Annotated in this window: 15 protein-coding genes; all 15 read right to left on the minus strand. The window is 42.8% G+C overall.

The genetic code is table 11. From position 1 onward, the window contains the following. Window positions 1–24: 24 nt before the first annotated feature. On the minus strand, window positions 25–609 hold the full coding sequence (ruvA, locus tag ACH10T_RS09865) for a Holliday junction branch migration protein RuvA (RefSeq protein WP_394809111.1): 585 nt from the start codon (window positions 607–609) through the stop codon (window positions 25–27). Then, window positions 606–1,139: a crossover junction endodeoxyribonuclease RuvC gene (ruvC, locus tag ACH10T_RS09870; protein ID WP_394809112.1), complete on the minus strand. Its 534-nt coding sequence runs from the start codon at window positions 1,137–1,139 to the stop codon at window positions 606–608. The genes ruvA and ruvC overlap by 4 nt, the downstream gene beginning before the upstream one ends. An 8-nt stretch (window positions 1,140–1,147) precedes the next feature. Beyond that, window positions 1,148–1,873, minus strand: a complete 726-nt coding sequence (locus ACH10T_RS09875; protein WP_394809113.1) for a YebC/PmpR family DNA-binding transcriptional regulator — start codon at window positions 1,871–1,873, stop codon at window positions 1,148–1,150. A 142-nt stretch (window positions 1,874–2,015) separates the two neighbouring features. Beyond that, entirely contained in the window at window positions 2,016–3,872 is a 1,857-nt protein-coding gene (glmS, locus tag ACH10T_RS09880; protein WP_394809114.1) for a glutamine--fructose-6-phosphate transaminase (isomerizing), read from the minus strand. A gap of 61 nt (window positions 3,873–3,933) precedes the next feature. Continuing rightward, a complete protein-coding gene (gene glmU / locus ACH10T_RS09885) occupies window positions 3,934–5,307 on the minus strand; it encodes a bifunctional UDP-N-acetylglucosamine diphosphorylase/glucosamine-1-phosphate N-acetyltransferase GlmU (RefSeq protein WP_394809115.1) in 1,374 nt (457 codons plus the stop codon). A 243-nt stretch (window positions 5,308–5,550) separates the two neighbouring features. After that, window positions 5,551–5,973, minus strand: coding sequence for a F0F1 ATP synthase subunit epsilon (locus tag ACH10T_RS09890; RefSeq protein WP_394809116.1), 423 nt, complete (start codon window positions 5,971–5,973; stop codon window positions 5,551–5,553). Between the two features lie 17 nt (window positions 5,974–5,990). Beyond that, on the minus strand, window positions 5,991–7,370 hold the full coding sequence (gene atpD, locus ACH10T_RS09895) for a F0F1 ATP synthase subunit beta (RefSeq protein ID WP_394809117.1): 1,380 nt from the start codon (window positions 7,368–7,370) through the stop codon (window positions 5,991–5,993). 31 nt (window positions 7,371–7,401) lie between these two features. Further along, window positions 7,402–8,286, minus strand: coding sequence for a F0F1 ATP synthase subunit gamma (gene atpG / locus ACH10T_RS09900; protein WP_394809118.1), 885 nt, complete (start codon window positions 8,284–8,286; stop codon window positions 7,402–7,404). Window positions 8,287–8,288: 2 nt separating this feature from the next. Continuing rightward, the gene (gene atpA, locus ACH10T_RS09905) at window positions 8,289–9,830 is read right to left on the minus strand and encodes a F0F1 ATP synthase subunit alpha (RefSeq protein ID WP_394809119.1); all 1,542 of its coding nucleotides are present in this window, start codon (window positions 9,828–9,830) and stop codon (window positions 8,289–8,291) included. 12 nt (window positions 9,831–9,842) lie between these two features. Beyond that, on the minus strand, window positions 9,843–10,379 hold the full coding sequence (locus ACH10T_RS09910) for a F0F1 ATP synthase subunit delta (RefSeq protein WP_394809120.1): 537 nt from the start codon (window positions 10,377–10,379) through the stop codon (window positions 9,843–9,845). Beyond that, the gene (locus ACH10T_RS09915) at window positions 10,379–10,852 is read right to left on the minus strand and encodes a F0F1 ATP synthase subunit B (protein ID WP_394809121.1); all 474 of its coding nucleotides are present in this window, start codon (window positions 10,850–10,852) and stop codon (window positions 10,379–10,381) included. Before ACH10T_RS09915 ends, ACH10T_RS09910 begins: the two co-directional genes overlap by 1 nt. A gap of 40 nt (window positions 10,853–10,892) precedes the next feature. Further along, on the minus strand, window positions 10,893–11,165 hold the full coding sequence (atpE, locus tag ACH10T_RS09920; RefSeq protein WP_013646518.1) for a F0F1 ATP synthase subunit C: 273 nt from the start codon (window positions 11,163–11,165) through the stop codon (window positions 10,893–10,895). A gap of 56 nt (window positions 11,166–11,221) precedes the next feature. Further along, window positions 11,222–12,031: a F0F1 ATP synthase subunit A gene (gene atpB, locus ACH10T_RS09925; protein WP_292993050.1), complete on the minus strand. Its 810-nt coding sequence runs from the start codon at window positions 12,029–12,031 to the stop codon at window positions 11,222–11,224. A gap of 29 nt (window positions 12,032–12,060) precedes the next feature. Further along, window positions 12,061–12,435 (minus strand): ATP synthase subunit I, encoded by a 375-nt coding sequence (locus ACH10T_RS09930; protein WP_394809122.1) that lies wholly within the window; start codon window positions 12,433–12,435, stop codon window positions 12,061–12,063. 150 nt (window positions 12,436–12,585) lie between these two features. Beyond that, window positions 12,586–13,764, minus strand: coding sequence for an acetyl-CoA C-acyltransferase family protein (locus tag ACH10T_RS09935; protein ID WP_394809123.1), 1,179 nt, complete (start codon window positions 13,762–13,764; stop codon window positions 12,586–12,588). Window positions 13,765–14,066 lie beyond the last annotated feature (302 nt).

Here is a 14,066-nt window from a genome sequence, read left to right on the forward strand (position 1 = left end):
TCATTAGCCCAAGTTACTTTCTTGTTACTTTTCCTTAGATAATAGTTGCAATGCTTGCCGTATGCCATCGGACACGGTTGCATTAGACGCTATTTTCTTGATGGCCCAATCTGCTTCCCTGTCATTATAACCTAGTGATAACAATGCATTGAGTATGTCACTGTCATTAGTTGGCGTAGATGGGCTCTGATCTAAATTGATCCCTGTAGTGCCCAGCTTATCCCGCAACTCCAGCAGTAAGCGCTCAGCCGTTTTTTTCCCGATACCGGGCACTCGGATGAGTCGTGTACTATCCTGATCTTCCACAGCACGATACAAATCAGGCACACTCAAACCTGATAAAAGAGCCAACGCAGTTCTTGCACCTACACCCGAAATTTTTATCAGCTGGCGAAAAGTCTGGCGCTCAGATTCCGTTGCAAAACCAAACAACAAATGCATATCTTCACGTATCACAAGATGCGTATACAATGTTGCTTGCACACCGATCGCCGGAAGGTCATAAAAAGTACTCATTGGCACATCTATTTCATAACCAATACCCCGCACATCCAACAGTACTTGCGGGGGGCGCTTTTCGAGCAAAATTCCGGTTAATCGCCCTATCATACTAAACGCCCACGTTTCATGCGGTAGCCTGTTGTTGCAATCTTCCCCAGTCCCATGCCCCCATGGGCGTGACATATCGCGCAAGCCAAAGCATCTGCCGCATCAGCACTTGGGCTGCCAGCCAGATTAAGTAACCGCATAACCATTTCCTGTACTTGATCTTTTTTGGCATGACCATTACCCACTACGGCTTGTTTTATTTGCAACGCAGTATATTCAGCCACGATCAGATCATTCAGCACTGCTGCGCAAATAGCCGCGCCACGTGCCTGACCTAGTAATAATGTAGACTTGGGATTGATATTGACAAAAACTTGCTCTATGGCAACGTGCCCGGGTTGATATTGCGTGATGACTTCACTTAAATTATTCAGAATTAACTTGAGACGAGAAGGCAATTCACCTTCAAAAGTTTTAACACTGCCACTGCTGACATAGGTTAAATTACTTCCAATTTTATCGATCACGCCAAAACCGGTATTACGTAACCCAGGGTCTATGCCAAGAATACGGATTTTGTCACCTGCCAATATAGCTCTTATTCATCAAGAATTGCTGTGGTGTATACATTCTGTACATCATCAAGATTTTCCAAAGCATCCAATAATTTTTGCATTTTTACAGCATCATCACCGGTTAATACAGCCTCATTGCTTGGTTTCATCGTCACTTCCGCTAACTCAGCCTTAAATCCCGCTTTCTCTAATGCTTCTTTAACGTTTATAAATTCATAAGGATCCGTAATTACTTCGATACTACTGTCCTCATTACTGATCACATCTTCGGCTCCTCCCTCCAAAGCGACTTCTATGAGCTTATCTTCATCAGTTCCTGGTGCAAAAATAAATTGACCACAGTGTCTAAATAAGAAATTGACGGAACCGTCCGTACCCAGATTACCGCCATACTTCGTAAAAGCATGACGTACATCAGCCACAGTACGAACACGATTATCTGTCATGCAATCTACCATTACAGCAGCACCCGCTATGCCATAGCCTTCATAACGAATTTCTTCATAATCAGCCCCATCCAGAGTGCCGCTGCCACGCTTAATCGCACGCTCCACATTGTCCTTCGGCATATTCTGATCGTATGCCTTATCCACCGCCAAGCGTAAGCGTGGATTACTATCTGGATCTCCGCCACCCATACGGGCAGCCACAGTAATTTCCTTAATAAGCCGAGTAAATACCTTACCGCGTTTAGCGTCTTGTGCGGCTTTTTTGTGTTTGATATTAGCCCATTTGCTATGACCTGCCATTTATCTGCGTCCTCTACGAAAGTAAATTTATATTACCACCCATAGCTTATGGATAAAGTACCAAACTCTAGCAGACAATACAACCATCTGTTTCGTATAGCATGTTATCAGTTTTAATAACTCGATCTTTATCAAATCGTATTTATTCCACCGTTACTGCTTTTGCAAGATTCCTTGGTTTATCAACATCAGTCCCTTTCACTAAGGCAACATGATAAGCCAATAGCTGAAGTGGTATTGTATGAAGAATTGGACTGAGTAAACCAGCATGCTCTGCTAATCGGATTACATGCAGATTCTCGCCTTGCGCTATCTGAGAATCTGCATCCGCAAACACATAGAGTTCACCACCTCGCGCATGCACTTCTTGCAGGTTCGATTTTAGTTTCCCTAATAGCTGGTCATTGGGTGCTATTGCAACAACTGGCATTTCGCTATCTACTAAAGCTAACGGACCATGTTTTAATTCTCCAGCTGCATAGGCTTCAGCATGTATATAAGAAATCTCCTTGAGCTTAAGCGCACCTTCCATCGCAACGGGATAATGAACACCGCGTCCAAGAAATAATGCGTGGCGCTTCTGTGCAAAGCTTTTAGCCCAAATTTTCACTTTCGGTTCGACTTGTAGTGCATGCTGCAGAGCTACCGGCAAATGGCGTAGCGCCATAATCATCCGCTGTTCATCTTCGATCGATAATTTATGGCGCATCTTTGCTAGTGTCACCGTTAGCAGTAGTAGTGATGCTAATTGCGTAGTAAACGCTTTAGTCGAAGCCACGCCAATTTCTGGGCCGGCTCGGGTAAGAAACCGCAAATCAGTTTGCCGGATCAATGCACTTTCCGGCACGTTGCAAATGGCTAAACTGTATTGATGACCCAATTTCTTCGCATAACTCATTGCCGCTAGAGTGTCTGCAGTTTCTCCCGATTGAGAAATACCAACCACTAAAGTCGTCGGGTCTGCAATGGGGTCCCGATAACGATATTCGCTCGCTATTTCAACATTGCATGGCAAACCAGCAACGGATTCCAGCCAATAACGAGCAACCAAGCCTGCGTGATAGCTGGTTCCGCAGGCCAGTATCAGAATGCCGCTGGTTTTATTAAATACTTTCTCAGCTTCACTACCAAATAAATTGGGTGAAATAGACTGAGCACTAAATACCATTTCAAGCGTATTTGCCACAGCACTCGGTTGCTCAAATATTTCCTTTTGCATGAAATGTGCATACGGTCCAATTTCTATTGCTTCACTCGCCAGACTACTTTCATGAACCTTTCGCTCCACTTCTTGTACTAAAGCGCCATTAAGACAATTGACAATGTGATATCCATTGCATGTCAGTTCAGCGACATCGCCTTCTTCCAGATAAATCATATTCCTGGTTGCTTTTAATAATGCAGATGCATCTGAGGCCGCATAATTCCCGCTTTCACCCAAACCCAGCAATAATGGCGCTCCGTTACGTGCAACAACAAGCTTCTCAGGTCGGGCTTCCTCCATCACAGCAATTGCGTAAGCACCTTGCAATTCAGCAATAGACTCGCAAACCGCTTTTAATAAATCAGCGGTCCGCTTAAGATTAAATGCTATGAGATGTGCAATAACTTCGGTATCGGTATCCGATATAAATTCAAATCCTTCCGCCTGTAAGCGTTTGCGCATTACTTCATGGTTCTCAATTATTCCATTATGCACAATAGCGATTCTAGTATCTGTTCCGGCAGTTCCAGAGAAATGGGGATGTGCATTACGTTCTGATGGCGCTCCATGCGTCGCCCAGCGCGTATGTGCAATGCCTGCAAGTCCATGTGTTTTCTGTTTAATTGCGAGTTTCTGCAATTCGGTCACGCGATCTGTCGTGCGTAATCTTTGCAGGCCATTACACGTTACCACCAATCCGGCAGAGTCATACCCTCGGTATTCTAAGCGTAGCAACCCTTCCAACAACATCGGAACGACATTATCATTGGCTACTGCACCAACTATTCCGCACATAGTACATTCTCCTCGCCACTCAAGCTGATAAATCAAAATCTACTGCATCAATAATTCTATTCTATACTTTTGGCTTCTGCGGACGCTTCCAGCCAGCAACACTCAGTTGCTTCGATCTGGATAAAGTAAGCTGACCTTCCGGTGTTTCCTTAGTGATAGTCGATCCAGCTCCGATTGTGGAACCTTTAGAAATTCTCACTGGCGCAATAAGCTGTGTGTCTGATCCGATAAATACGTCATCTTCTACAATCGTTTGATGCTTATTAGCCCCATCATAATTACAAGTAATTGTTCCAGCACCTATATTGACATTCTTTCCTACAATAGAATCACCAATATAGCTTAAATGATTGGCTTTACTTCCCAAAGCGATCTGACTATTCTTCACCTCGACAAAATTACCGATATGTACTCTGTTAGAAAGTTTGGTTCCAGGTCGAATTCGTGCATACGGTCCAATCTTGCAGCTTTCACCTATCTCTGTATCTTCAATCATGCTATACGGTAGTATAGTAGTGCCCGCATCTACCTTTACATTCTTCAATATGCAGTGCGCTCCCACTTTTACAGAATCACCCAGCTTAACCATTCCTTCAAAAATACAACTAATATCAATTTCAACATCCGATCCGCAAACAAGCTCTCCTCTTATATCAATTCGAGACGGATCTATCAAACCAACCCCCAGATACAAAAGCTTATCTGCACAGTGCCTTTGATAGATTCGTTCAAGCTCTGCAAGTTGAGACTTATTATTAACGCCCATTACCTCCCAAAGATTTTTCGCTTGTGACGATGCGACTTGAATGCCTTGTTTAACTGACAAGGCAATGATATCGGTCAAGTAATATTCATGCTGCGTGTTTTTGTTTTCAATTTTTGGCAACCAGTTATGTAAATAATCATTGGGTATCAGCATTATGCCGGTATTAATTTCGCGGATCTCTTGTTGCTCAGTATTGGTGTCTTTTTGCTCTACAATAGCTTTAATTGCTCTTGTTTCAGGATCGCGCATAATTCTGCCATAACCAAAAGGATTCCCGATCTCTGCAGTTAACAACACGCAATGCTTTTCTTCTGCTTTCGCTATTAATTTTTGCAATGTTTGAATGCTGATTAATGGCACGTCCCCATACAACACAAGCGTCAAACCATCTCTATCAAGATGCTGTAGTGTTTGCATTAGTGCATGTCCGGTACCCAATTGTTGCGCTTGCAGAACCCAAGTTAAATCATCGCCGACAATCGATTGCTTTACTATCTCCCCCCCATGTCCGATGACAATACAGATTTTATCAGGTGATAGCAATCTGGCCGTGTTAGTAACATGCGTTAGCAATGAGCATCCTGCCAAAGTATGCAATACTTTTGGAAGAGAAGAGTGCATGCGTTTTCCTTCACCTGCTGCGAGTATTACAACATTAAGTTTAGTCACAATATTGAACTCCCTTTTTGGTTTTAAGTATATTCAATTCGACTCAATCAACTGTAATGAATATACACCCTTCATTTATAAGGAACATAGTGTAAGGATATGATAGGAGTAAATTTTGTTCGCTCAATACTTTATCATTTATTAAGCGAACCATAGATATTTGGTTGAAAAAATCAGCCAAAATTCAGACAACAGAAACAAAAAAGGCGACATACGTCGCCTTTTTTTCTTTCAGTATCTTAATTAGTGTCTACGTTTTCTTAGTTTATCAATTGCGGCCAATTGCGCCATGGCTTCGATTAATTCTGCCTGGGCTCTCGCATAATCCAACTCAGACTCTTTGTTCTTCATAGCCTCTTCTGCTGCTCGTTTTGCTTCGATCGCCTTGGCTTCATCAAGATCATGACTGCGCACCGCAGTATCTGCCAGTATAGTAACAATATCAGGCTGAACTTCTAACATGCCTCCAGACACGTATATCAGTTCTTCTTCTTTTAATTGTGCTTTGATACGCACCATTCCAGATTTAATTCTTGTCAACATCGGAGTATGACGTGGGTAAATACCTACTTCACCCATTTGTGCTGGTGCAACTAAAAATTCCACTGGACCGGAATAAATAGATTCTTCAGCACTAACGATATCAAGATGAAAAATAGCGCCCATTGATATTTTCTCTCAATTTATTGAAGGGTTTTGGCTTTCTCAACGGCTTCTTCGATGCCGCCAACCATGTAGAACGCCTGTTCTGGTAGATCATCATACTCACCTTCAACAATACCTTTAAAACCTTTGATTGTATCTTTAAGCGAGACATATTTTCCTGGAGACCCGGTAAAGACTTCAGCGACGTTAAATGGTTGTGATAGGAAACGTTGAATCTTTCTCGCACGACTAACTGCCAATTTATCTTCAGGGGACAATTCATCCATACCTAAAATAGCAATAATGTCTCTTAATTCTTTATAGCGTTGCAATGTTTGCTGTACAGCACGTGCAGTATTGTAATGCTCTTCACCCACAACTTGTGGATCAAGCTGACGTGAAGTTGAATCAAGTGGATCCACAGCAGGGTAAATACCTAACGATGCGATATCACGAGACAACACAACGGTCGCATCCAAGTGACCAAAAGTTGTTGCTGGAGATGGATCGGTTAAGTCATCAGCCGGAACATAAACAGCTTGTATTGATGTAATTGAGCCTGTTTTTGTCGATGTGATCCGTTCTTGCAAACGCCCCATTTCTTCAGCCAGTGTCGGTTGATAACCCACTGCTGATGGCATACGTCCCAGCAACGCTGACACTTCGGTTCCTGCCAATGTATACCGGTAAATATTATCAACAAAGAATAATACATCACGACCTTCATCCCGAAATGACTCTGCCATAGTCAATCCCGTCAGTGCTACGCGCAAACGATTTCCGGGCGGCTCATTCATTTGTCCATAAACCAGTGCAACCTTATCAAGGACTTTAGATTCTTTCATCTCATGATAAAAGTCATTTCCTTCGCGAGTACGTTCCCCCACACCCGCAAATACCGAATACCCACTGTGTTCAATCGCGATATTGCGGATCAACTCCATCATATTGACAGTCTTGCCGACACCCGCACCACCAAATAATCCGACTTTTCCGCCTTTTGCAAATGGGCAAATTAAATCAATCACTTTAATGCCAGTTTCTAATAATTCTGTCGATGCTGACAATTCGTCGAACGCTGGCGCATCACGATGAATGGACATGGTTTGCTCTGCACCAATTTCACCCATTTCGTCTATTGGGCGACCCAGCACATCCATGATACGTCCCAATGTTTTGGTCCCGACAGGTACAGTAATTTGTTTGCCCGTATTTTTAACCATCATTCCACGGCGCAAACCATCAGAAGATCCCAGTGCAATTGTGCGCACCACTCCATCGCCCAGCTGTTGCTGTACTTCCAGCGTAAGTTCAGAACCTTCCATTATTAACGCATCATATACTTTTGGGATGGATTCACGTGAAAATTCCACATCAATCACCGCACCAATACACTGAACAATTTTTCCTTGACTCATCGTTGTTCCCTAACTAAATACTAAAAATGTTTTAAACAGCCGCCGCGCCGCCGACAATTTCCGACAATTCCTTGGTAATTGCCGCTTGTCGAGATTTGTTGTAAATCAATGTCAACTCATCAATGACACTTCCTGCATTATCAGATGCCGCTTTCATCGCCACCATTCTCGCAGACTGCTCGGATGCCATGTTCTCAGTGACAGCCTGATATATCAACGCTTCGACATAACGTACCATAATATCGTCTATAACAGGCTTGGCTTCAGGTTCATAAATATAATCCCATGTAGCTTTTGGTTTACCGCTAGTTTGCTCTTCTTTCTGCATACGCTCATCGGTCAATGGCAGCAACTGTTCCATCACAGGTTCTTGCTTCATAGTATTGATAAAGCGATTATAAAAAACATACACTCGATCGAATTGATCTTGTGTATATCCATCCAATACCACTTTAACCGCGCCTATAAGTTTTACCATATCTGGCGTATCCCCTAGCCCTATTACCTGTGCCGTGACATTTGCACCAATTCGGCTCATAAAGCCCAGGCCTTTATTGCCTATGCAGCAAACTTCGATTTGTTCACCATCTGCCTGCCATGCCTTCATTTGATTAATAGCTTTACGTAGAACATTAGTGTTCAAACCACCACAAAGCCCTTTATCTGAAGTCACTATAATAATGCCAATACGTTTTACCGTATCCCGCTCTATCAAAAATGGATGCCGATATTCTGTGTTTGCCCGACTCATATGTGCTGCGACATTACGTATTTTTTCGCCATAAGGTCGCGCTTTTTTCATACGATCTTGCGCTTTACGCATTTTAGAAGCCGCCACCATTTCCATGGCGCGCGTAATCTTTTGCGTATTCTTTACACTTTTTATCTTATTTCGTACTTCTCTGCTGCCAGCCATTATTAATATGTTCCGTTTTGCTTGAATTCTTTGATTGCAGCGGTCAAATCCTTCTCTGTTTCCGCGTCTAGTTCTTTAGTATTCTCAATCTTATCAAGAATAGTTCCATGCTGATTACGTATATAACTCTTCAGCGCAGATTCAAATGCCAATGCCCGCTTCACTTCAACATCATCAAAATAACCATTATTAATAGCAAACAAAGTTAGCGCCATCTCAGAAACACTGAGTGTTGCATACTGCGATTGCTTCATCAATTCAGTAGCCATTTTTCCACGCTCAAGCTGTTTACGTGTCGCCTCATCCAAATCGGATGCGAATTGGGCAAAGGCAGCCAATTCACGATATTGCGCTAATGCCAGACGTATGCCGCCACCTAATTTCTTAATAACCTTAGTTTGTGCCGCGCCACCAACCCGCGAAACGGACACACCCGCATTAATTGCTGGGCGAATGCCCGCATTAAACAAGTCTGTCTCCAAAAATATTTGTCCATCTGTGATTGAAATCACATTGGTTGGCACGAAAGCCGTCACGTCACCAGCCTGCGTTTCAATAATTGGCAAAGCAGTCAGTGACCCAGTCTTACCCTTTACTGCGCCTGCAGTAGCCTTTTCAACATATGCGACACTGACCCTCGCCGCTCTTTCAAGTAACCGTGAATGAAGATAAAACACATCACCTGGATATGCTTCACGACCTGGCGGACGTCTTAATAACAATGAAATTTGTCTATATGCCCATGCCTGTTTCGTTAAGTCATCATAAACAATCAACGCATCCTGACCTTTATCTCGGAAATACTCACCCATCGTGCATCCAGAATAAGGTGCAATAAATTGCATTGCCGCAGATTCTGACGCGGTTGCTGCCACTACAATGGTATATTCCATTGCGCCATGTTCTTCCAGTTTACGTACCACGTTTGCTATCGAAGAAGCCTTCTGTCCGATCGCAACATAAATACAGAACATGTTTTGACCTTTCTGATTAATGATCGCATCAATAGCTACCGCGGTTTTCCCTGTCTGACGATCGCCGATAATCAATTCACGCTGTCCACGTCCAACCGGCACCATCGAATCTACCGATTTCAAACCTGTCTGAACTGGTTGATCGACAGATTGACGCCAAATCACACCCGGCGCTATTTTTTCGATGGGTTCAGACCTTACTGCTGTAATTGGTCCTTTCCCATCTATAGGTTGCCCCAGTGAATTCACAACACGGCCCAACAATCCTTCTCCAACAGGCACTTCGAGAATACGTCCAGTACATTTAACTGTATCACCCTCGCAGATATGCTCATATGCGCCCATAATAACTGCGCCTACTGAATCTCGCTCAAGATTCAGCGCCAAACCGAAGGTATTACCGGGAAATTCCAACATTTCACCTTGCATTACATCTGACAAACCGTGAATACGCACAATACCGTCCGTTACAGAAACAATAGTTCCTTGCGTCCGGACTTCTGCTGTATCAACAAGTCCTTCAATCCTTTTTTTAATCAGTTCACTGATTTCGGATGGATTTAACTGCATTTCATTTAACTCCTAGCTTTTAAGGGCAATGGCCATGGCTTCAAGTTTACCGCGAACTGAGGCATCAAGAATCTCATCGCCAATTTCAACTTTAATTCCACCTATTAATTCCGGATCTACACTTACTTGTGCCTCTATCTTGCGCTTAAATTTTTTCTCGAGATCATCGATTAGTTTTTTCAGTTGCTTACTTTCCATTGCAAACGCGCTCACAATTTTCGCATCCAACACACCTTCGTGCTGTGCTTTTAATTGTTCAAATAATAGGTCAATCTGAGGCAGCACTGTTATTCGTTTATTTTCTGCCAATAGCATCATCAGATTACGCGCCTCAGAATCAAATTTATTTCGCCCAATCTCCAGAAATAATTCTCCGAGCTGCTTTGCAGAAACCACAGGATTGCCAATGAGCAGCTTTACGTGCTCATCTTCTGCAATCTCTACCGCAAACCGTAACATTTTTGACCACTGGTCCAAATTATCACTAGCAACTGCCAGCTTATATACAGCCTCTGCATAAGGTCTTGCAACTGTAATCGCTTCAGCCATTATTTCAAATCTTCCCCAATAGAAGTAAGCATATCAGCATGCGCTTTAGCATCGACTTCACGTCGTAGAATCTTAGCTGCACCAGCGACAGCTAATTCAGCAACATGCTGACGCAGCGCCTCTTTAGCACTAAATACCTCATGTTCTATATCTGCCTTTGCACCAAGAATTATACGATCACCTTCTTCTTTCGCTGTTCTTTTCGACTCTTCAACAATTTCTGAAGCTCGTTTCTCAGCCTGCAAAATTATTTCTGAGGCACGCTGCTTGGCTTCTTTCAATACATCAGAAGAGCGTTGACTTGCCAACTCTAATTCATGACGTCCGCGCTCACCTGCAGCCAATCCATCAGCAATAGTTTTTTGACGCTCTTCAATTGCACGCAATAACGGCGGCCATACAAATTTAACAGTGAACCAAATAAATATTGAAAAGGCTACCGCCTGAGAAATTAAAGTAAAGTTAATATTCATGACAAGCCTGTAATATCTGATCTATCCAGCAATAACATTATTATTGAATAACTGCCAGCAATGGATTACCAAATGCAAACAGCATTGCCAAACCCACAGCAATAATAAAAGAAGCATCGGTTAAGCCGAGCAAAAGGAATACCTTGCCTTGCAAAGTAGGTATCATTTCAGGTTGACGCGCCGCACCTTCAAGAAAACGACTGCACATCACACCCACACCGATACACGCGCCTGCCGCACCAAGTCCAATCATCAAACCAATACCTATTCCGGTATATGCTTGAATCATTGCCAAATACTGCAAATTCTCCATTTTAGATTCCTTTTGTTAAAGATTAAAAATATACTACAAAAATAAAGCTTATGAATTTAGTGAGATTCATGCGCCATCGATATATACACTACAGTCAGCATCATGAAAATAAAAGCTTGCAAAGTAACAATCAAGATATGAAATATTGCCCAACCTGCTCCTAGAATTGCACCAAAAATTGCACCCGAAACCCCTGTTGCCGCCCACATACCCAGCAGCAAGAAAATTATTTCCCCTGCGTAAATATTTCCAAATAGACGCAATGAATGCGATAGCGGCTTAGATACATATTCTATGAAATTAAACAACAGATTCAATACCCAAAGCAATGGATTTTTTCCAAATGGCGTACAAAAGAGCTCATGCATCCACCCCCCCCACCCTTTGACCTTTACATTAAAGTAAAGCATCAAGAACCATATTGAAAGAGCCAACGCGAATGTTGTATTTACATCAGTCGTCGGCACTGTCCGCCAATTATGCAAACCGAATGCATGCTCATAGATCCAAGCCATAATGTCTATTGGCAGAATATCCATAGCGTTCATCATCAAAACCCACACAAATATCGTTAACGCTGTAGGTGCAACAAACACATGACGGTTACCATGAAATGTATTTTTAACTTCATTATCAATGAACTCAACCGCAAGCTCGACAAACGCCTGACGTTTCGATGGCACGCCAGGCGTTGCCTTACGCACAACCAGCCAAATAAATCCAAAACTAATAACCCCAAGAATTAAAGATGTAACTAGGGTATCAACATGCAAAACCCAAAATGAGCCTTCGCTGACTTGTGTCGTTAAATTAGTTAAATGATGATTAATGTATGATGTTGGAGTAAGTTCTGTATCTGATGCCATGCGCTGCCTGCTCTACCATTAAATTTATCTTATTTTGTATCATCTGATACAAATAACGCCATGCTATAAACTAATACATTTAGGATAAATGTTCCAATAAATGCAAATGCATTTACATCCTCATAATTTTTAAACACCAACCATAACAAGCTTACAGTCAATATTATTTTTACTGCTTCAGCCCTTAATGCGGTTCTGATAGTCCCTTCAGCAGTATACCCTTTGTGCCGGGATATAATTAATGCAAATGCCGCCGAGGACATAACACTCACTGACCCACCAAGCACCGCTGATACCGTACCATGCATACCCAGGAAAAACCAGATAACAAATGCTGCTATTAATGTAGCAAGCAATTGCAAGCGTAGAACAATATTGAGCGGTCTATTTTTTATCCAAGACATGCTTTCTACCCGTCCTTGGAACAGACAGCGTTACCTACGCTTAAAAAAGGCGTCACTATAGCTGAACCACTCTACTCAGTCAATGTAAAATTCTGATCTATCAAACCATAACTACTATCAAAATATTATCTGTGGTGTTAAGTCAAGCTCTCATAACCTTTCAAATATTGCGGCGACTCCTTGACCGCCGCCTATACACATGGTTACCAGGGCATATCTACCGCCACAACGATGCAATTCATAAATAGCCTTAATCGTCAAGATACTGCCAGTTGCCCCGATAGGATGGCCCAACGCAACAGCACCACCATTCGGATTGGTTTTTTCCGGATCAAATTGTAGCTCTTTTGCTACAACACACGCCTGTACAGCGAAGGCTTCGTTGGATTCAATGACATCAAGATCCGTTATTTTAAGATTTGCGCGCCGCAAAGCATTCTGAACAGCCGGTATCGGCCCGATGCCCATAAATTTTGGATCAACCCCGGCATGACCATAAGAAACCAATCGCGCCAACGGTTTCAAGTCGCATTTCTGTGCTGCTTTACTTTCCATGAGCACCAATGCAGCGGCGCTATCATTAATACCGGAGGCATTGCCTGCTGTTACGGTGCCATCTTTTTGGAAAACAGGACGAAGCTTAGCCAAAGTCTCCATACTTGTGTTTTCACGGGGATGCTCGTCAGTATCAAAAAGGATTTTTTCTTTATGTGTCGTTATTTCAATAGGCAATATTTGCTCTTTAAAATAACCATTTCTTATCGCATGCCGGGCACGGCGATGACTCTCTGCCGCAAATGCATCTTGTACTTCACGGCTGATTTGCCATTTAGCGGCAATATTTTCGGCAGTAATGCCCATATGTACGTTATCGAATGGATCGGTCAATGCTCCGATCATCATATCCACCGTACTCCCGTCATTCATGCGCTGCCCCCACCGCAAAGCAGGTAACAAATAGCCTCCCCGGCTCATGGATTCAGCTCCACCGGCGACTGCCACATCGGTGTCATTCAGCAGAATATTTTGACTCGCCGATATGATCGCTTGTAGACCGCTTCCACATAGCCGATTCACTGTCAATGCGGAAGTATGCTGCGGTAAGCCGCCATTGACACAAGCAACGCGCGCTAAATACATATCGCGGGATTCTCCATGTATCACGTTGCCAAAAACCAAGTGTCCAACTTTATCTGGATTAATTCCAGCGCGCAACACCGCTTCATGCACTACCTTTGCCGCCAAATCTGCTGGAGCAACCTGTTTAAGTGCGCCACCATAGTCACCAATAGCCGTGCGTACGCCACTTAGAATAACAACATCCCTCATGTATTTTCCTTTATTGATACCTATGGAGCAGCTTTGCGAGATATGAAGATATCCTTAACACTATGTTATTACATAGAATCTTCTAATTGATGCATGCAGCGAGTTTATCCCAATTAGGTAGAAGATTATTTGTTGAATAATATTTATTTACAGAATGAAAACTGGTTTTTGATTTGTTATTTTTCGACACAATTATTTGATCGGGATCGGCCAAACTGGAATCAAAAGATGATGATCAGTGCAATTATTAATACGGTTAAGGCTTTATGCTATGGATCATTCAACCATGCATATCTGCAAAA

Origin of the sequence: Nitrosomonas sp. (genome assembly GCF_043753625.1) — a bacterium.
In the GTDB taxonomy this organism is placed as follows: Bacteria; Pseudomonadota; Gammaproteobacteria; order Burkholderiales; family Nitrosomonadaceae; genus Nitrosomonas.